Genomic DNA, 19,126 nt, shown 5'->3' on the forward strand with positions numbered 1-19,126 from the left:
GTCCCGGTGACGCAGCAGAGCGGGCAAGGCGCTGCTTCCTCCGAACCGCAGCAACCCGCGGCGCGGCACGCGCGCGAGGGCATCGTGCTGCCCGCGGACGGCAGCGAGCCGCTGATGCCGGGCACCACCGGCGACCACGCCGCCCCACCCGTCGGCAGCCCCTGGGGCGACCCCTGGGGCCCCGACACCGCGGCCCCCGCACCGGGCGCGGGCCAGTCCTGGGGCGCCCCCCACCAGGGGCCCACCGCACCGCCGCCACCCGGGACCGGGGTGCCACTGCCACCGGAGGGCACGCCCCTGCCGCCCGCGGGGCCGCCGGACGCCGCTTCGTACCAGGACCCCGCCGCGTACGGGGGCGCCGCGTACGGCGGGTCGTACGGATCTCCGCTGCCGCCCGAGGGGGCGGGGCAGGGGTACGGGCCGGGCGCGATGCCGACGCAGGGGCCGGGGCCGATGCCCGGGCAGGGGCCGGGCCGAATACCCGGCCAGGGCCCGATACCCGCCGAGAGCGGGCCGATGCCGCCCCAGGGCCATGGGCAGGGGCACGGTCAGGGGCAGGGGTACGACCAGTTCCCGGGCCAGGCCGCCCTCCCGGGGCAGGCCCAGTTCCAGGGGCAGGCTCAGCTTCCGGGCGACGCCCGGTTCCAGGGTCAGGCGCAGGCCCAGGGCCAGGCCCCACAAGGCCAGGGCCGGCCCCCGCTTCCGGGCCAAGCCCCCCAGGGCCAGGCGCAAGCCGCCTTCCAGGGCCAGGGCGGCCACCAGAGCCCCCCGCTTCCCCCCGCCGGTCACGGTTCTGCGCACGGGCAGGAGCTGCCCGGTGCCTCGTACGGCGGGCACGCCCCCGCGCCCCTTCCGCCCGCTGTGCCGGGTGGCATGCCGCTCCCGTCGGCGGGACAGGCCGCCGGGCCCCACGACGGCGGTTACGGGACGACGCCGCCCGCCGCGAACGCGGGTGGACGGCATGCGGCGCCCGCACCGGCGCCCAGCGGGCCCGACGCCGAGGCCACCCAGTTCATCGCCCCCGTCGGCGGCCCCGCCTCACCCGGCGCGCTCCCGCCCGAGATGCCCGCCGACGGCTCCACCCAGTTCCTCGGCCGGGCCGGGGACGTCATGCCCGCCGCCCCGGACGACAACGCGCCCACCCAGTTCATCGCGCCGATCACGGACGGCGGCGCCCCCGCGGGCCCGCCTGCCGCCGCCAACGCCTCGTACGGCGTGCGCCCCGGCGCGCCGGGCGACCGGCAGCCGCCCGCCGAGTTCGACAGCCTCTTCCGCCGGGAGCCGGAGCCCGACGAGGGCCCCGCGTCCACCCAGCAGATGCCGCGCTTCCAGGCGGACGCCGCCGCGCCCGCCCCGGGCCCCGTGGCCGAGCCGGAGCCCGCGCCCGGACGCAAGGGCCGGGGCCGTACCGGCTCCAAGACACCGTTGCTCGTGGCCGTCGGCGTCGCCATCGCCGTGCTCGGCGTCGGCGCGGGCGCGATGCTCTCCGGCGGGGGCGACGACGACAAGAAGGACGACGACAACCAGCCGCTCGCCGCGTCCGCCCCGGCCGGCGACGAGGAGTCCAAGAAGCCGTCACCGAGCGCCGACCCCGCCAAGAAGCAGGCCGTCGCCCTGGACAAGCTCCTCGCGGACAGCAACAACAGCCGCGAGTCGGTGATCGGCGCCGTCCGCGACGTCGGCAGGTGCGACAACCTGCGGCAGGCCGCCACCGACCTGCGGAGCGCCGCCAAGCAGCGCAACGGCCTCGTCGGCAGGCTCTCCGGCCTCACCGTGGACAAGCTGCCCTCGAACCAGCGCCTGACCACCGAGCTGAACAAGGCGTGGAAGGCGTCCGCGTCCGCCGACAACCACTACGCCGCGTGGGCCGACCAGGTCGCCCGCAAGAAGGGCTGCCGCAAGGGCCACGCCCGCCAGACCAACCACTCGGCCGCGGGCAACCGCGCGAGCGGCGAGGCGACCCGCGCGAAGCAGCAGGCGGCGACGCTGTGGAACGCCATCGCGACGCAGCACGGCCTCACCAAGCGGAATCCGACGCAGTTGTGAGGGACCCAGCCGTGAGTGCGCGGACGCGGACGTGAACGGCCGGTGCCCCCGAGCAATGCGGGAGCACCGGCCGTTCGTGCGTTCAGCGGGCCGACTCCAGGGTCTTCTCCACGTTCACGAACTGCTTGCGGGCGAGGATCAGGCGGCCGTCCCGCACCACTTGGAAGGTGACGTCCGCGTTCACCAGGCGCGGATAGTCGCCCGCCGCCAGCATGTCCTCGAAGCGCCAGCTCAGCATCGGCGTGAGCCCGCCCGTGTCCACGCGCAGGCCCCGGTCGAGGGTGCGGCGCAGTGAGCGGGCGGTGACGGCGTCGCCGTTCAGGGACTCGACGGCCTGCCGCAGCACGGTGAACGCGATCCACGTGGTCTGGGTGCCCGCGTCCGTCGCGTCGACCCGGTTGTCGCCGAAGGCGTGCTCGCGGATGACCTCGCGCATCTTCGACCAGCGCGCGTCACTTGAGGCCGGGTACCAGCCGGTGACGTACGCCCCCTCGTACGGGCCGTTCGCGCCGCCCGTCCGGTCGACGAGCGACTGGTCGACACTGCCGAGCACGGAGGCGGTGCGCACCGGCGGGTACGCGTCCTCGGTGCGCCGGAACGAGTCGAAGAAGGTGTCGGTACGGGCGCCGAGGGCGGCCGCGACACAGCCTGCCTTGCCGCCGGCGCGGGGCCCGGCGGCGTTCCGTGTGCCGATGGCACCGGCACTTCCGGAGCCCGAGCCTCCGCTTCCACCGGAGCCGGCCCGGGAACCGGAGCCGGAGCCCGACCCGGCCCCGGAGCCCGTGCTGCCGGACGCCCGGTTCAGCGCCTGCTCGGCCTGCGCCGTGTAGTCCGTGCCGTCCTCGGGCGCCCGGATGTCGGCGGACGCCGCCCGGTTGCCCTGGGCGAGGCCGGAGTCGAGGAGCTTGGAGAGGTTGTCGCCCGCTATGGTGTCCGGCCGCACCAGCGAGACGCGGTCGCAGACGTCGGCGAGCTGGCGCCCGTTGCCCGCGAGCAGCGCGGGCTGCCCGCCGTTGACGGGGTACGACAGCGGGCTCGAGAACTCCTCGTCGGTGAGGCCGTAGCCCCCGATGTACGGAATGCCCGCCGCCTCCAGCGGTCCGAAGAACGCGCGGCCGTGCGGGCTGTAGGAGCCGACGACGGCGGCGACGTCCTCCTCCACGGCCCGCCGGGCGCAGTTGCCCGCGCCGACCGGGTTGTTGCGTTCGTTGCAGGTGATGACTTCGAGCTTGCGGCCGTCGAGGCCGCCGCTGTCGTTGACCCAGCGGGCGTAGGCCTTGGCCATCGCGGGCATGCCGGGCTTGTTGGTCGCCCGGGTGTGCTCCGGCGCCCAGGTCATGACCGTGACGGGGTCATCCTCGGAACCCCCCGTGGTACCGGGGATGACCCCACAGCCGACGGCCAGGGACGCACACGCCGCCACGACCACCGCGCCGAACAGCGCTTTTCGCGCTCGGGGCGCGGTCTGGTCGGGGCGGGGAGGGAAGACGCGTCGCAAGGCGGCCATGGACACGCACGATTCCGGCAACGGACCAACCGCGGAGTGACGCGTATTCAACGGTTGGTGACCAGAGAGTGAACTGGTGGGGCCGTAACCGCGTAGGGGATGTGGGAACGTACGATCGATGACCGTGCAAGGAACGGAGAAGTCTTCCCGTCGCGGCCGTCGGTCGACGACCATAGGCGGCATGCCAACGAACGACATGCCGTGGTGGCGGTGGCGCAGCAACGTGCGCTCGGCGCTGCACATGCTCTCCGACCCGGTCTTCCAGCGTGAGTGCTGGCTCGCCGGGCGCGAGGAGTACGGGGATGTGACCGACGCCGTGTATCGCCTGGTCGAGGACACGTGGCTGGACAACTGGTCCGCGGAGAAGTACGTCGGGACGATCTTCAGGGACTCCCAGGAGGCGGCGCTCGTCGACGCAGCCGTGCTGCGGGTGCTGCGCATCATGCACGAGGCGGGGCCGGACGCGGCGGTGTCCGTGTATCTGGACCACCCCGGCTGGCCGGACGCGGTGCGGGCGGCCCGGGACGCGCATGTGCGGCTCGCGACCGCGGACGGGGAGGACCCGGACGGGGCGCCGCGGACGCTCGAGGTCCTGCGGATCCTCACGCGGTCGGGCTGAGGGGTTCTCGTACGCGGCCGGGCTGGGTCGGTCTCGTACGCTCGTACGCGGCCGGGGCGACCGGCTCTTGTACGGGTCCGGGGCGGGCGCGGGGGTTCGGCGGCGGTCCGTGGGGTGCCCCCGGATATGGGACCCTGGGCGGATGAACGAGCAGTCCGCCGTCGCCAGTGACCAGCGCGCCGACCGCGCCGAACAGTACGTCCTCACCCTCTCCTGCCCCGACAAACAGGGCATCGTGCACGCCGTGTCGAGCTATCTCTTCATGACCGGCTGCAACATCGAGGACAGCCAGCAGTTCGGCGACCACGACACCGGACTCTTCTTCATGCGGGTGCACTTCTCGGCCGAGTCGCCCGTCACCCTCGACAAGCTGCGCGCGAGCTTCGCGGCGATCGGTGACTCCTTCCAGATGGACTGGCAGCTCCACCGGGCCGACCAGAAGATGCGGATCGTCCTGCTCGTGTCGAAGTTCGGGCACTGCCTGAACGACCTGCTGTTCCGCTCGCGCATCGGCGCGCTGCCCGTCGAGATCGCGGCGGTCGTCTCCAACCACACCGACTTCGCCGAGCTCGCCGCCTCGTACGACGTTCCCTTCCACCACATTCCGGTGACGCGGGACACCAAGGCCGAGGCGGAGGCGCGGCTGCTGCAGCTGGTGCGGGACGAGGAGGTCGAGCTGGTCGTGCTCGCCCGGTACATGCAGGTCCTCTCCGACGACCTGTGCAAGGAGCTCAGCGGGCGGATCATCAACATCCACCACTCGTTCCTGCCGAGCTTCAAGGGTGCGCGGCCCTATCACCAGGCGCATGCGCGCGGTGTGAAGCTGATCGGTGCGACCGCGCACTACGTGACCGCCGAGCTCGACGAGGGGCCGATCATCGAGCAGGAGGTCGAGCGGGTGGGCCACGGGGTCACTCCCGACCAGCTCGTGGCCGTCGGCCGGGATGTGGAGTGCCAGGCGCTGGCGCGGGCCGTGAAGTGGCACGCCGAGCACCGCATCCTCCTCAACGGCCACCGCACCGTCGTCTTCGCCTAGCCCTCGACCGGGCGGGCCTCTCCCACCCGTTTCCGGTCGGCCGGAGGCTCCGCGCCCCCGGCCGGCCCCGCGTCGGCCTCCGGGTCGCGCCGCGCCACACCTCCGGTGCCGGGTCCGGTCGTTCGGCGTCGCCGGGGCCGGTGGGTGGTTCCCCGCGCTGCGCGCGGGGCCTGCCCCAACCGCCCACCCGTTTGCTCCGCACCGGACAGTCACCCGGGGGCGAACGCCCTCGCCCCCCGGACGGTCGTGCTGCCGCTGCCGCTGCCGCTGCCGCTGCCGCTGCCGCTGCCGCTGTGGGCAATCGTCCCGCAGGGCGACAGAGGGCTCCCTTGCTTGAGCGAAGCCGAGAGCTTGGGGAAGGGTGGGCGCAGCCCACGGCCGACGGTCGCGTTTGCCGCGGCCTTGAGGCGGACGGGCCGCCCAGGGCGCGCCGGGCTAAAGGCGGCTCAGCGACGCCGCCGCGAACAGGACGTCCCGGATCGCCTCGCGGTCCCCCAGCTGGCCGGCGGCGGCCTCCTCGGGGGCCACGTGCCCCGCCGCCAGGCGGCAGAACTCCACGCCGTCCAGGGCGATGTGCGCGACCTCGGACTCGGCGGACCCGCTCGCCCCGGGGGAGTCCAGCGGGATGAACCACTCGCCGCCGCCGACCCCCTCGACCTCCAGGCGCAGGCTGCGCCCCGGAGCCCCCGCCGCGACCAACTCGCGGGAGGGCGCGGCCCGGCCGGAGCGCCGCCGCTCGGCGAGGGTGGTCGGCAGCATCCGGGCCGCCAGGTCGATCATGTGGTGGAGGTGCCGGGGCGAGGGCGGCTCGTAGGGATAGTCCACCGCCTCGGCGATGTCCTCCGCGTGGATCCAGCACTCGAAGGCCCGCTCCACCATCGAGTCCCGCAAGGGCAGTTCGACCCGCTGACCGTCCTCGCCGGGCGCGTCCTCCGCCGTGCCGTACCCCACGGCGAGCCGCCCGGAACCGCCGCCCGCGAAGGACACGGTCCGGATCAGCTCGTGCGTCTGGTCCCGCCAGGGCCCGCGTACCGCGCGCGTGGGCGGGAAGTGCGAGGCGCGCCAGAACGCCTCCGTGCGCCGGGTCGGGTCCGGCACCGGCGGGGCCTCCACGCCGAGCGGGTCCTGCAGGCCGAGCGCCGTGCCGACCAGGCCGTCGACGGCGAGGAGGTGCGCGATCACCCCGGCGACCGTCGTCTTGCGGCTCACGGGCCCGTCGTTCTCGAACCACCGCAGCCGCACCGGCGCGTGCCACTCGGCGTCCCCGATGTCCTGGAGCAGCGCGTCGAGCCGTGCCGTCTCGGCGTCGTACGGAGCGGCCCACTCGGGCAGCGGGATGCGCGGCGGGCGCCGCCCCAGGCAGCTCTCCAGGACGCGCGTACGCAGGCCCGGGTCGAGGTCGAGGCTCTCCTCGGGGTGCAGCAGGCCGACGGCCTCGCGCAGCCGCAGCGCCTCCTCCGCGCACGGCCCACAGGTGCCCAGATGCTCCTCGACGGCCATCGACTCCTGGGCGGAGCAGGCGGCGAGCGCCCAGGCCCCGAGCAGCGACTTCAGCACTTGATGGTCGAACCCGTCGGCGTCCCGCGCCCCCATACCCACACCCCCGTCCGACGCGGCCCCCGCCCCCGTCCCAGCTTCCGATCCGGTACCCGTACCAGTACTCGTACCTTCGTCGACCTCCGCGCCCCGCGCCGCGTCGGCCTCCGCCCCCGCCCCGGGGCCCGGATCCGGCACCCCCGCGCCGCTCTCCGGTCCCGCGTCCTCGCCGGGCCGCGCGTCCGGCCCCGCCCCCCAGTCTGCGCCCGACTCCCGCGCACCGTCCCCGGCCCCCCGCTCCGGAGTTCCCCAGCCCTCCGGCAGCGGGCCCCCGCCGTCCTCCACCGAGACCCGCGGCGAGGGTATGCGCGGCACACCGCCTCCGGTGCGTCCCGCCGCGCCGGGGGCCTGCTCGCCGTCGGGGCGGGACGTGCCGTCGTCCTCGTACGGGTCCGGCTGGTCGGGCCTGGTCACAGTGCTCTCCCGTAGCCGTGGGCCCCGGTGTCGGTGGGCTCGTCGGCTGGCGCGGTGTCGTGCGCGGTGGAGAGGAGCTGGAGGCCGAGGCGGAGCCTGCGGCGGGCCTCGTCCTCGGTGACGCCGAGGTCCGCGGCGGTCTGGCGATAGTCCCGGCGCTGGAAATAGGCCAATTCGAGGGCGGCGCGCAGCGGGGCGGGCATGGCGGTGACGATGTAGTCGGCGCGGGCGGCGGCGGAGGCGCGGCGGACCGTGAGCTCCAGGTCCTCGGTGGTGCCCTCGCCGCCACGGGCGAGCGCCGCGGACTCGGTCTGGCGCAGCCGGCGCACGGCCTGCTGGTGGGCGAGCATGGCGATCCACGAGCGCAGCGGGCCCTGCTTGGGGTCGTACGCCTCGGGGTTCTCCCAGACGTGGGTGAAGACCTCGCGCGTGATGCGGTCGGCCGCCGCCACGTCGCCGAGGACGCGGTGCGCGAGGCCGTGCACCAGCGACGCGAAGTGGTCGTACAACTCGCCGAGCGCGGCTGCCTCTCCGTGCGCCAGGCGCTGCTGCATGCGGCGGTCCCAGCGACGCGGCGCGTCCTTCGGCATGCGGCCCCCTCGTGCGCTAGCCGTTCTCGGTCCTCACCCTCACCGTCGCATCGAATGTAGTCGGCGGCACTGACAGCGCACCGCCCTTTCCCCGCGCTTTCCCGTTCTTTGCGGCAAAGCGGGCCCCGGCGCGGCCGCGGATGATATTGAACTCGGCCGCGGTCGGCGGCCCGCTTCCGGGACGCGTGGGGCTCTGGTGTTTCATGGAAGAGCCGTGGGGCAGCCGCGAAAGAGGAACCGAAGGAGCGGCTTCCGGATCAGTGGACGAGAGCACGACGCCGACCATGGCCTCCAGCTCGACGGACGAGGGCCGGATCGACGGACGAGAGTCGGATCGACGGACGAGAGGCTGACGCGTGGCGCTGAAGGTGGCCGTGGGCGAGCAGGGCGACTGGGTCGTGCTGCGGGTGTCGGGGGAGATGGACCTCCTGGCGTCACCCGTGCTGCGCCAGCGCGTGCACGACGCCGTGGCCGAGGGCCGCCGCAGCCTGGTCCTCGACCTGTCCGACGTGTTCTTCTGCGACTCCAGCGGCGTCGGCGTACTGATCACCACGCGCCGTCTGATGCGCTCCTGCCGCGGCCGGCTGCGCCTGATCCTGCCCGCCCAGGGCGCCGTCGACGGCTCGCACGTGAACCGCGTCCTCGCCGCCCTCGGCGTACGCCGTCTCTTCGAGGTGTATCCGGACGCCGAGTCGGCGGTCGACGACAGCGCCGCGCCGCTGACCGCGTAGCCCGCGCGGCCGGGACGGAGGCAAGCGGAGGGCGACCGGAGCCCCACGTCCCGGTCAAGATCGGAATGCTGATACAACCGTCCCGAGCGGATGCCGCGACCGGCGCGCGCCGCGTCAGGATCGCGCCCGTGACACACCTGTGTCCCGGAATTCCAGCGGTCTTGGCACAGGCGTCGCTTTTCCGCCTCCCGGCGGGCGACGGCGTCGTACGCTCCTGGACAGATACCTGTAGTACGGCCGCCCGGTTCCGGTCGCGGCGGCCGAACCCCCCAACCGCATGAGAAGTGAGGCGGCCCGAAGACCATGGACAGTGCCGAGTACGAACGCAGGATCGCGGCCCGTTTCGCCACCTTCGACCAGGACGGCAACGGCTACATCTCCCGTGAGGACTTCAGCACGGCGGCCAAGGCGCTGCTCGCGGAGTTCGGGGTGACGGCGCGGTCCGAGAAGGGCCAGGCCCTCTACATCGGGGCCGAGGCGTTCTGGCAGGGCATGGCGGGCATCGCCGACCGGGACGGGGACCAGCGGATCACCCGGGACGAGTTCGTGGGCGGCGCCGTGAAGCGGCTGCGCGACAACCCCGCGCGGTTCGCGGAGATCGCCCGGCCGTTCCTGCACGCGCTGATCGCCCTGGCGGACGGCGACGGCGACGGGTCGGTCACCGGCGCGGAGGTCGAGCGGGTGCTGCGGGTCCTCGGCGTGCAGCCGGGCGTCGCCGCGCAGGCCGCCGCGGACCTGGGCCCGGTCACCGAGGACCAGGTCGTCACCGCCTTCGCTTCGTACTTCACGGTCCCCGAGTAGGACGTACGGTCACCGCTTCTGGCGTGAGCCACGCGCACGCGCGCGCGTGGCTCACGCCGAATAGCGCTCCCGCAGCTTGTACTTGAGGACCTTCCTCAGTGCCTCGTTGCGGGGCAGCGCCGTCACCACCTCCAGGCGCTCCGGCAGCTTGTGCACGGACAGGCCCTGGCCGCGCAGGTGCGCGGTGGCCTCCGGGAGCGTCAACGCGGGGGCGCCGGGGGCCCGTTCCACGACCGCGCACACCCGCTCGCCGCGCTCGGGGTCCGGCAGGCCGATCACGGCCACGTCGGCCACCGCGGGGTGGGTGTGCAGCAGGTCCTCGATCTCCTTGGCGGAGATGTTCTCGCCCTTGCGGATGATGATGTCCTTGGCGCGGCCCGTGAGCACGAGATGCCCCGACTCCCGTACGTGCCCGAGGTCCCCGGTGATCAGGAACCCGTCCGCGTCGAAGGCGGCCCGGGTGGCGGCCGCGTCCAAGTAGCCCGCGCAGACGGCCTCGCCGCGCAGCCGCACCTCGCCGTCGGTGCCGACCGGCAGTTCCTTGCCGTCGGCGTCGGTGACGCGGATCTCCATCCCGGCGGGCGGGCGCCCTTCCGTGGTGGCCAGGTTCTCGGCGGTGTCGTCGGGGTCGCCCATCGTGATCATCGGGACCTCGGTCATGCCGTAGCCGTGCGTCAGTCGGCAGCCGAGTTCGCGTACGACGGCGTGGTAGATGTCGGGGGGCTTGGGGGCGCCTCCGCCCGCGAGCAGCCGGAGCGTGGGGATGAGGGGCTCGGCGGGCCGCTCGCGCTGCTGGGCCAGGAACATCGAGTAGAACGCCGTCGAGCCGCCCGCGACCGTCACCCCGTGCCGCCGGTAGCCGGCCAGCGCGTCCGGCAGCGCGAAGTGCTCGAACATGACGGCGGGGAAGCCGTACAGGAGCAGCATCACCGTGTAGTCGGGGCCCGCGATGTGCGCGAAGGGGAAGGCCATCGAGCCCACGTCGGCGGGTGTCAGGCGCAGCGCGTGCGCCAGGCAGGAGCCGCCCGCGATCAGGGAGCGGTCGGTGTGCAGGACGCCCTTGGGGTCGGACGTCGTCCCCGACGTCCAGTAGATCCAGCGGACCGCGCGGCCGTCGCCGGGCGGCGGGGGCAGCACGCCCGGGTCGCCCTCGGGCAGTTCGTCGTACGCGGTGAACACGCCGCGCGCGCCGAGCCGCCGGGCGAGGCCGGTGTGGTCGTAGCCCCGCCACACCCCCGGCACCGCGAAGTACGCGGCCTTCGACTCCCGCAGCGCGAAGCCGACCTCGCGGTCCCGGTAGAACGGGATCACGGGTGACTGGACGGCGCCGATCCGGGCGAGCGCGAAGGACAGGACGGCGGTCTCGATCCGCGTCGGCAACTGCCAGGCGACGACCGTCCCCGGCCGCACCCCCATCCCGTACAGCCCCGCCGCCACCCGCTCGCAGGCGTCCCGCAGCCCGCCGAAGGTGAGGGCGCGGTCGGCGGCGGGGTCGGCGGCGGCCTGGATCAGGGCGGGGGCGTTGGGGGTGAGGGCGGCGCGGCGCTCGATCAGCTCCCAGAGCGTTCCGCAGGCGCTCAGGGCATGGGCGGTGTCGTCGTGCACGGCGGCCCCCTCGTGGTCGCGTCGGTGCCCGGGACGGCAATCCCTGACGGGTTGTCAGATAGTGCGGTGAGCGTAGAGCCCCGCTCCTTGTCGGTCCAGAGGTGCGGGGCTAGCCTGCTGGCTGACGATCCGTCAGAAACGGTCGGGCGAGGGGACCTCGATGGACCTGACGTACACGGAGGAAGAGGAAGTCTTCCGGGCGGGGCTGCGGGGGTGGCTCGCCGAGGTGCTGCCGAAGCTGCCCGGGAAGCCGTCGCCCGACGACTGGCCGGGACGGCGGGCGTACGACACCGCGTGGCAGCGGACGCTCCACGACGCGGGATACGGCGAGGTGCACTGGGACGCGTCCCCGACCCGGCGGCTGATCTTCCTGGAGGAGACCGAGAAGGCCGGTGCCCCCTACGTGGGCGCCAACTTCGTCGGCCTGCTGCACGCCGGACCCACCATTGCCTCCGAAGGCACGCCCGAGCAGCGGGAGCGGTGGCTGCCGCCGATGCTGCGCGGCGACGAGGTGTGGTGCCAGGGCTTCAGCGAACCGGACGCCGGATCCGACCTCGCGTCGCTGCGCACGCGCGCGTGGCGGGACGGCGACGACTACGTAGTGAGCGGTTCGAAGATCTGGACCTCGCACGCGGAGGTCGCCGACTGGTGCGAACTCCTGGTGCGGACCACCCCCGTGAGCGCGGAGACGCCCAAGCACCGGGGCATCACCTGGCTCGCGCTGCCCATGGACGCGGCCGGGATCACCGTGCGCCCGCTGCGGACCCTCGCGGGCACCGCCGAGTTCGCCGAGGTGTTCCTCGACGAGGTGCGGGTGCCGGTCGCCAACCGGGTGGGCGCCGAGAACGACGGGTGGCGCGTGACCATGGTGACCCTGTCGTTCGAGCGGGGCACGGCCTTCGTGGGGGAGGTCGTGGCCTGCCGGCGGCTGCTCGGCGAACTGGCCCGCGCGGCGCGCGCCGACGGGCGCTGGGACGACCCGGTGCTGCGGCGCGGGCTCGGGCGCCTCAGCGCTGAGTTCGCAGCCCTGTGGCGGCTCACCCAGTGGAACGTCAGCGAGGCCCAGCGCACCGGCGGCGTCCCCGGCATCGGCGGCTCCGTCTTCAAGCTGCGCTACTCGCACGCCCGCCAGGAGCTGTACGACACGGCGGCCCAGGTGCTCGGCCCCGGCGCCCTCGACCTCGACGAGCCCTGGACGCGCGAACGCCTCTCCTCGCTTTCGTACACCATCGCCGCCGGGACCTCGCAGATCCAGCGGAACATCGTCGCCGAGCGGATCCTCGGCCTGCCGAAGGGGCGGTGAGCGGCGCGTGGACTTCCAACTCAGTGAAGATCAACGGGCGTTGCGGCGGGGCCTGCGGGACGTACTCGAAGGTCGGTTCGGGCGGGACGCGCTGCGGGCCGCCGTCGACGAGCCCCGCCTCGACCGGAAGCTGTGGCGGTCCCTCGGCGACGCGGGGTTCTTCGCGCTCTGCCTGCCCGAGGACGCAGGCGGCGTCGGACTCGGCCTGCCCGAGGCCGTGTTGGCCTTCGAGGAGGCGGGGCGGGTGCTGCTGCCCGGGCCCGCCGTGGCGACGTTCCTCGCGGCCGGGGAGGTCGCGGGCGCCGCCGAGGGGAAGACGGCCGTCACCGCCGCCGAAGGTCCGTTCGTGCCGTGGCTGGACGAGGCCGACGTGGTGCGGGGGGACGTGGCGGGGGCGGTGGCCGTACGGTCCGTCGATCCGCTGACGCCCCTGCACCGGGTGCGGGAACGGGGGCCCGGCGGTGAGGCCCAGGACCCCCGCGCCGTCCTGCTCCTGGCCGCCGAACAGCTCGGCTCCGCCGCCCGCACCGGCGAGCTGGCCGTCCAACACGCCCGGGAGCGGGAACAGTTCGGCGGCCCCGTCGGCCGCTTCCAGGCCGTGCAGCACCTGTGCGCCGACATGCTGGTCCGCGCGGAGCTGGCCCGCGTCGCCGTGTACGCCGCCGCCGTCACCGGCGACCCGCTCGAAGCCGTCGGGGCCCGGCTGCTCGCCGACGACGCGGCCGTGCGCAACGCCCGTGACTGTCTGCAAGCGCACGGTGGCATGGGGTTCACCTGGGAGTCCGACGTCCATCTGCATCTGAAGCGGGCGTGGGTGCGGGCGGGGCTCGGCGGTGGCGCGGCGGCGGCCGAGGAGGCGCTGGCGGCGGCGCTGTGAGCGGTACTGCGAGCGGGCCGGCGCGGGCGGCCGACGGGGCGGCGCGGGCCCGGTTTCATGATCGACTTGTGCGGCCGGGAAAAGGCGGTAAGGCTACTGAGCGTCGCACCGAGCGTCGATATCGGGTTGTGTCCTAGGCGTGACTCGTCGCGACGCGGAGTCGGCGCCCGGCTCCGGTACCTTGTGTCAGATGCGAGAGGTCCTGAGGCCGAGCTGTGCCGGTGTTGCCCCCGAGGCAACTCCGTGCCTGGTAACGCGCTCCTCTCGCCGCGCAGGACGAGGCCGAGCGCCCGCCTGTTCGACACCCTGCGGCGCGCGTCGCACAGTATGCCGCACGCGTACTCCTTCGCGCTGGAATATGCCCGAAGCGCTTGTTGGGGTGACTGAACGTCAACCATGCTGGTTCTCAAGGGTTTCACGTTCTGTGACCTTGTGGAGTCACGAGGCGATGTGTCCGCCGGTTCGGATGGTGTGAGCGGTGCAGGTGCTTCAAGTTCAGCTGGAAGTCGGTCCCGATCCCGCGGAAGTGGGCCGGGCCCGCAGATGGGCCCGGTCACGGCTCGCCGGGTCGGGCATAGCTGCCGACGAGCCGGTGGCCGAGACGCTGATCCTGCTGATCTCGGAGCTGGTCACCAACGCCGTTGTGCACACGGGCTGTCCGGCCGTCCTGCGCATGCTGCTGCCCGGAGTCCCCGCCGACGAGCCCGGCACCGTCCGCGTCGAGGTCGCCGACCGCAGCGCCCGCCCGCCCCGCCCCCGGCACGCCGAGGGCGACGACACCAACGGCCGCGGCCTGGAGCTGGTCGACGGACTCGCCGACCGCTGGGGCTGGCGCCACGAGGGCACCGGCAAGAGCATCTGGTGCGAGGTCGACCGGTGCGAGGCGGGTACCCCCGCCGTCACCTTCGACGGCACCACCCACGAGGACGTCGCGTACGAAGCGGTGTAGCGCCCGCGCCGCGGCTCGCGAAACCCCGCACCGCCCTCGCCGCACCGGCGCGACGTCACCTCCGGACCCGCCCGCAGCCGTGCGACCCCCCGCACGAAACCATGTGACCCCAGGGCGAATCCGTGTGACCCCCGGCCGCCCCCGCTCCCCGTCTGCCTCCCTCCGCGGTCGCCCGCCGCCCCGCGCACCCGCGCCGCCCGGTGTGCCGTCGTATGCGCCGTCCCGTGCCCCGATGCGCGGCCGTGCGCGGGCGGGGGTAAAAGCGGCAAACCCCATAAATCCCCGACTCGGTGTTGACGTACTGTGACCAATTGATCACGCTGGTGGGCAGCGATTCGCCGCGAGGGGACGCCGAGGGGCGCTGGCGCCTGTGGCCCGGTCCTTGGCGAGGTGCGGGTCGTGATTCGGCGTGGCGCTCCTTCAGGGCAGAAGGGGGGCGGGGGCTCGTACGCCGGAGCCGGATGGCGGCGCGCGGTACAGCGCTCGGGGCGGGCGCCGACGCGCCGCCACCCGAACTCCGACCCGGAGGTCCATGCTCGGACCCGGGGCCCGCGGACCCGCCCGGGGTCCGCCGACTCAGAAGACCGCGACCGGTGCCACCGGTGCGCCCGTCGCGCCGGTGAAGGGCTCCGGGGTCGCCGACAGCAGGAAGCTGTGGCGGCGCTCTTCTCCACAGGCTGTGGACAACTCTTCGAGATTCCAGTTCTGGCCCTGCGGCATGCCCATCTCGACCAGATCCAGGGCGTGCACCGGCAGCCACAGGTTCTCGATCTCCGGCGGGAAGATCTCGAAGGTGAGCGTGTCGTTGGCGACGGCCGCCACGTCCCGCGCGTGGAACCACTCCGGCGTCCGCACCGAAAGGCCCGGCGACGGATAACCGTATCCGCGCCGGTCACCCGCCAGATACGCCTGGACGTGCCCCGTCCGTACGAGGACGACGTCCCCGGCGCCGACGGCGACACCTCCGAACTCCGCAGCCTCGTCGAGGTCTTCGGGGGTCACCGCGTGCTCGGCGGGCAGCCGGTCGAGGCCCTTGGCGCGGGCCACGTCGAGCAGGACGCCGCGCGAGACGACGTACGCGGCCGTGCCGATGCCGCTGAAGCGGGCGCCCCCGTGCGCGGTGATCGTGTCCGCGGGGCGGCCGTTGTAGATCAGGCCCGAGTGCGAGGCGTGCGGCAGTGCGTCCCAGTGCGTGGCCGCCTGTAGGCCCATCGTGACGACGTCGTCGCTCGTCGCGACCGAACCGGGCCCGAAGAGCGGCTGGTTGATCTGCACCATCGTGTGCAGCGGATTGACGCGGCCGGGGATCGAGCCGGTCTGCACGCCGTCGCGGCGCAGCGGCAGCGCGAGCGGCACCCGGCGGCCCGAGCGGACCGTGGCCGCGGCCGCGCGCACCACCTCGTCGGTGATCAGGTTCAGGGTGCCGATCTCGTCGTCGGCGCCCCAGCGGCCCCAGTTGTTGACGCGCTTGGCGATGTCGAGGAACTCGGGCGGCATGGGCGGGGCGGATGGCGCGGCCGCGGCGGCCGCGGGGTCGGACGGCGCTGACATGAGTGCTCCCCGGGGCTTGTCTTCCGGTGTCTGACGGGTCATAAAATCTAACGGTCCGTCAGAAACCGCGGGAAGGGGCCGGTGTGGGGAACTTCTTGGCAGGCAAGGTGGTCGCCGTCACCGGCGCCGGACGGGGCATCGGCAGGGCGGTCGCGCTCGCCGCGGCGGCCGAGGGCGCGCAGGTCGTCGTCAACGACTACGGGGTGTCCGTCGAGGGCGCCGAGCCCACCAGCGAGGTCGCCGCGGCCGTCGTCAAGGAGATCGAGGCGGCGGGCGGCGAGGCGGTGGCCGTCGTGGACGACATCTCCACGATGGCGGGCGGCCAGCGGATCGTGGACGTGGCGCTCGCCCGCTTCGGGCGCGTGGACGGCGTCGTGTGCGTGGCCGGGATCCTGCGCGAACGCATGCTGTTCAACATGGCGGAGGAGGAGTGGGACCCGGTCATCGCCACCCACCTGAAGGGCACCTTCACCGCCTTCAGGGCCGCGTCCGCCGTCATGCGCAAACAGGGCTCCGGCACCCTCATCGGCTTCACCAGCGGCAACCACCAGGGCTCCGTCGCCCAGGCCAACTACAGCGCCGCCAAGGGCGGCATCATCTCCCTGGTCCGCAGCGCGGCCCTCGGCCTGCACAAGTACGGCATCACCGCCAACGCCGTCGCCCCCGTCGCACGCACCCGGATGTCCGCGAACGTCCCCATGGAACTGACGGAGATCGGCGACCCCGAGGACGTGGCCGCGCTCGTCGTCTATCTGCTCAGCGACCGCGCGCGCCAGGAGCGCATCACCGGTCAGGTGTACACCATCGCGGGACCCAAGATCGCCGTCTGGGCGCAGCCGCGCGAGCTGCGCGCCGGGTACGCGGAGGGCGGCTGGACGCCGGAGCGGATCGCGGAATTCCTGCCCGGGACGGTCGGCACGGACCCGATGCCGCTGCTCACGAAGCTGGAGGAGATGGCTCGGGCCGCGGCGGCCAAGGAGCGGCCCAACGCGGGGGCGGCGCCTGGAGGGAGGCCGGGCGTCGGGGGCTCCGGAACGGGTGCTGGTGCGGCCTCCAGCGCGGCCTCCGGCCCAGGTGTCGGACCCGGTGCCGCCCCCGCCCCCTCCTCCCGCCCCGACGCCTAGGCCGCGCCGTGGACTTCGAGTTCGGGGCCGCCGACGAGGCGTTCCGGCGGGAGGCGCGGGAGTGGCTCCAGGAGCGGTTGACCGGGGAGTTCGCGGGGGCCGCGGGGCGCGGTGGGCCCGGCAGCGAGCACGAGCGCGGGGACGTGCGGCGGGCGTGGGAGCGGGAGCTGGGGCGGGGCGGGTGGATCGGCATCGGCTGGGACACGGACCAGGGTGCCGACGGGGCCGCGTACGGCGTCCGGCGGGCCACGCTGACCCAGCAGGTCGTCTGGGCCGAGGAGTACGCGCGCGTGCGCGCGCCGGGCCGCTGCGGCCACATCGGCGAGAACCTGCTCGCGCCCACCCTTCTCGCGCACGGCAGCAAGGAGCAGCAGGACGAGTTCCTGCCGGCCGTCGCCCGCGGCGAGACCCTGTGGTGCCAGGGGTACAGCGAGCCCGGCGCCGGATCCGACCTGGCGGGCCTGCGCACCACGGCCGTGCGGGACGCCGACGGGACGTACCGGATCACCGGACAGAAGATCTGGACGTCCCTCGCGCACGAGGCGGACTGGTGCTTCGTCCTGGCCCGCACCGAGCCCGGATCGCGCCGCCACCACGGCCTGTCCTTCCTGCTCCTGCCCATGGACCAGCCCGGCCGTATCGACGTACGCCCGATCCGGCAGCTGACCGGCACGAGCGAGTTCAACGAGGTCTTCTTCGACGGGGCGCACGCGCGTGCCGCCCACGTCGTCGGCGGCGAGGGCAACGGCTGGCGGGTCGCCATGGGGCTGCTCGGCTTCGAACGCGGGGTGTCCACGCTGGCCCAGCAGATCGGCTTCACCGAGGAGTTGGGGCGGGTCGTACAGGAGGCGCTGCGGGGCGGGACGGCAGCGGATCCGGTGCTGCGGGACCGGCTCGTGCGGCAGTGGGCGGAGCTGCGGGTGATGCGGTGGAACGCGCTGCGGACGCTGGGGAACGGCGGTGGGGTCGCGGGCGCGCCCAGCGTCGCGAAGCTGCTGTGGGGCGGCTGGCACCAGCGGCTCGGCGAGCTGGCGATGACCGTACGCGGGACGGCCGCCGCCGTCGGGCCCGCGGACTGGAGCGCGGATGCCCCGTACGAACTGGACGCGCTCCAGCGCCTGTTCCTGTTCTCCCGCGCCGACACGATCTACGGCGGCTCGGACGAGATCCAGCGGAACATCATCGCCGAGCGGGTGCTCGGACTGCCGAGAGAGGCCAAGGGGCCGGTGAGGGGTACGCCATGAGGGGCGTGGTGTTCGACGGGGTGCGGGTCGAGGTCGTCGACGACCTGGAGATACGCGACCCGGGACCCGGGGAGGTCCTGGTCGCCGTCGCGGCGGCCGGGCTGTGCCACAGCGACCTGTCGGTGATCGACGGCACCATTCCGTTCCCGCCGCCCGTGGTCCTCGGGCACGAGGGCGCGGGTGTCGTCGAGGCGGTCGGCCCAGGGGTCGCGCACGTCGCGCCCGGCGACCACGTGGCCCTGTCCACCATTGCCAACTGCGGGGCCTGCGCGCAGTGCCACCGGGGCCGCCCCACCATGTGCCGCAAGGCCATCGGGATGCCCCAACAGCCGTTCTCGCGCGCGGGGAAGCCGCTTTACCAGTTCGCCGCGAACTCGGCGTTCGCCGAACGCACCCTCGTCAAGGCCGTGCAGGCCGTGCGGATCCCCAAGGAGATCCCGCTGACCTCGGCGGCCCTCATCGGCTGCGGTGTCGTCACCGGCGTCGGCGCCGCGCTCAACCGCGCGCGAGTCGCGTACGGGGACTCCGTCGTCGTCATCGGCACGGGCGGCATCGGCCTCAACGTCCTCCAGGGCGCGCGCATCGCCGGAGCCACGACCATCGTCGCCGTCGATGCCAACCCCGAGAAGGAGGCGGTGGCGCGGCAGTTCGGCGCCACGCACTTCCTGCCGTCCGCGGAGGGAGTGCCGGACATCCTGCCGAACGGCGCCGACCACGCCTTCGAGTGCGTCGGCCGCGTCGAGCTGATCCGCCAGGCCGTCGACCTCCTGGACCGCCGCGGCCAGGCCGTCCTGCTCGGCGTACCGCCCGCCACGGCCGAGGCGTCGTTCCTCGTCTCGTCCCTGTTCCTGGACAAGTCGATCCTCGGCTGCCGCTACGGCTCCGCGCGCCCGCAGCGGGACTTCGCGCTGTACGCCGACCTGTATCTGGCCGGGCGGCTGCTCCTGGACGAGCTGGTGACGCGGACGTATCCGGTGGAGGAGTTCGCGGTGGCGCGGCGGGACGCGGAGGTGGGGAGGGTGGCTCGGGGGGTGCTGGTGTTCTGACCCCGCCGTCGTCGTAGCCGAGGTCCGGATCTCGTAGCCGAGTTCTGGACCTCGTAGCCAAGTTCCGGACCTCATGCCCGAGTCCCG

At 73.9% G+C, this 19,126-nt stretch carries 15 protein-coding genes and 1 pseudogene; 11 read left to right on the forward strand and 5 right to left on the reverse strand.

Annotation, left to right across the window (positions count from 1 at the left end):
• Positions 1-6: 6 nt before the first annotated feature.
• Positions 7-2,046: a hypothetical protein gene (locus ACZ6BG_RS23445; RefSeq protein WP_469004516.1), complete on the forward strand. Its 2,040-nt coding sequence runs from the start codon at positions 7-9 to the stop codon at positions 2,044-2,046.
• 82 nt (positions 2,047-2,128) lie between these two features.
• On the opposite strand, the gene ACZ6BG_RS23450 is transcribed toward ACZ6BG_RS23445, so the two are convergent.
• Positions 2,129-3,553, reverse strand: coding sequence for an ABC transporter substrate-binding protein (locus ACZ6BG_RS23450; RefSeq protein WP_469004519.1), 1,425 nt, complete (start codon positions 3,551-3,553; stop codon positions 2,129-2,131).
• A 118-nt stretch (positions 3,554-3,671) separates the two neighbouring features.
• Between ACZ6BG_RS23450 and ACZ6BG_RS23455 the strand changes: the two genes are divergently transcribed.
• Together ACZ6BG_RS23455 and purU are read left to right on the forward strand one after the other, a co-directional pair.
• Positions 3,672-4,172 (forward strand): SCO4402 family protein, encoded by a 501-nt coding sequence (locus ACZ6BG_RS23455; protein ID WP_468457229.1) that lies wholly within the window; start codon positions 3,672-3,674, stop codon positions 4,170-4,172.
• Positions 4,173-4,314: 142 nt separating this feature from the next.
• Complete coding sequence (purU, locus tag ACZ6BG_RS23460; RefSeq protein WP_468457227.1) at positions 4,315-5,208, forward strand: formyltetrahydrofolate deformylase; 894 nt, start codon at positions 4,315-4,317, stop codon at positions 5,206-5,208.
• A 435-nt stretch (positions 5,209-5,643) separates the two neighbouring features.
• Here the strand turns inward: purU and ACZ6BG_RS23465 are convergent, their stop codons facing one another.
• Positions 5,644-7,218 carry an MDMPI N domain containing protein gene (locus ACZ6BG_RS23465; RefSeq protein WP_469004521.1) on the reverse strand — a complete coding sequence of 525 codons (1,575 nt, stop codon included), beginning with the start codon at positions 7,216-7,218 and terminating at the stop codon, positions 5,644-5,646.
• Entirely contained in the window at positions 7,215-7,808 is a 594-nt protein-coding gene (locus ACZ6BG_RS23470) for a sigma-70 family RNA polymerase sigma factor (RefSeq protein WP_469004523.1), read from the reverse strand. Before ACZ6BG_RS23470 ends, ACZ6BG_RS23465 begins: the two co-directional genes overlap by 4 nt.
• 356 nt (positions 7,809-8,164) lie before the next feature.
• On the opposite strand from ACZ6BG_RS23470, the gene ACZ6BG_RS23475 reads away from it, so the two are divergent.
• Together ACZ6BG_RS23475 and ACZ6BG_RS23480 are read left to right on the forward strand one after the other, a co-directional pair.
• Positions 8,165-8,539 carry an STAS domain-containing protein gene (locus ACZ6BG_RS23475; RefSeq protein ID WP_030361542.1) on the forward strand — a complete coding sequence of 125 codons (375 nt, stop codon included), beginning with the start codon at positions 8,165-8,167 and terminating at the stop codon, positions 8,537-8,539.
• Between the two features lie 303 nt (positions 8,540-8,842).
• Entirely contained in the window at positions 8,843-9,340 is a 498-nt protein-coding gene (locus tag ACZ6BG_RS23480) for an EF-hand domain-containing protein (RefSeq protein WP_468457222.1), read from the forward strand.
• A gap of 51 nt (positions 9,341-9,391) precedes the next feature.
• On the opposite strand, the gene ACZ6BG_RS23485 is transcribed toward ACZ6BG_RS23480, so the two are convergent.
• A complete protein-coding gene (locus tag ACZ6BG_RS23485) occupies positions 9,392-10,945 on the reverse strand; it encodes a class I adenylate-forming enzyme family protein (protein ID WP_469004527.1) in 1,554 nt (517 codons plus the stop codon).
• A 160-nt stretch (positions 10,946-11,105) separates the two neighbouring features.
• Here ACZ6BG_RS23485 and ACZ6BG_RS23490 point away from each other — a divergent pair, with 160 nt between their 5' ends.
• The 3 genes from ACZ6BG_RS23490 to ACZ6BG_RS23500 all read left to right on the forward strand — a co-directional run bounded on the left by ACZ6BG_RS23490 (position 11,106) and on the right by ACZ6BG_RS23500 (position 14,074).
• Positions 11,106-12,248, forward strand: coding sequence for an acyl-CoA dehydrogenase family protein (locus tag ACZ6BG_RS23490; protein ID WP_469004529.1), 1,143 nt, complete (start codon positions 11,106-11,108; stop codon positions 12,246-12,248).
• Positions 12,249-12,255: 7 nt separating this feature from the next.
• Complete coding sequence (locus tag ACZ6BG_RS23495; RefSeq protein WP_469004533.1) at positions 12,256-13,125, forward strand: acyl-CoA dehydrogenase family protein; 870 nt, start codon at positions 12,256-12,258, stop codon at positions 13,123-13,125.
• Between the two features lie 478 nt (positions 13,126-13,603).
• Positions 13,604-14,074 (forward strand): ATP-binding protein, encoded by a 471-nt coding sequence (locus ACZ6BG_RS23500; protein WP_190116156.1) that lies wholly within the window; start codon positions 13,604-13,606, stop codon positions 14,072-14,074.
• Between the two features lie 576 nt (positions 14,075-14,650).
• Here ACZ6BG_RS23500 and ACZ6BG_RS23505 read toward each other — a convergent pair.
• Positions 14,651-15,571 carry a cyclase family protein gene (locus ACZ6BG_RS23505; RefSeq protein ID WP_469005238.1) on the reverse strand — a complete coding sequence of 307 codons (921 nt, stop codon included), beginning with the start codon at positions 15,569-15,571 and terminating at the stop codon, positions 14,651-14,653.
• 137 nt (positions 15,572-15,708) lie between these two features.
• On the opposite strand from ACZ6BG_RS23505, the pseudogene ACZ6BG_RS23510 reads away from it, so the two are divergent.
• The 3 genes and pseudogenes from ACZ6BG_RS23510 to ACZ6BG_RS23520 form a co-directional block, all read left to right on the forward strand.
• Positions 15,709-16,617 (forward strand): annotated as a pseudogene (locus ACZ6BG_RS23510) (SDR family NAD(P)-dependent oxidoreductase); the annotation flags it as partial.
• Between the two features lie 140 nt (positions 16,618-16,757).
• Positions 16,758-17,993: an acyl-CoA dehydrogenase family protein gene (locus ACZ6BG_RS23515; protein ID WP_469004536.1), complete on the forward strand. Its 1,236-nt coding sequence runs from the start codon at positions 16,758-16,760 to the stop codon at positions 17,991-17,993.
• Positions 17,990-19,039: a Zn-dependent alcohol dehydrogenase gene (locus ACZ6BG_RS23520; RefSeq protein WP_469004538.1), complete on the forward strand. Its 1,050-nt coding sequence runs from the start codon at positions 17,990-17,992 to the stop codon at positions 19,037-19,039. The genes ACZ6BG_RS23515 and ACZ6BG_RS23520 overlap by 4 nt, the downstream gene beginning before the upstream one ends.
• Positions 19,040-19,126: the final 87 nt, after the last annotated feature.

The sequence above is a fragment of the Streptomyces sp. NPDC041205 genome (assembly GCF_055591765.1).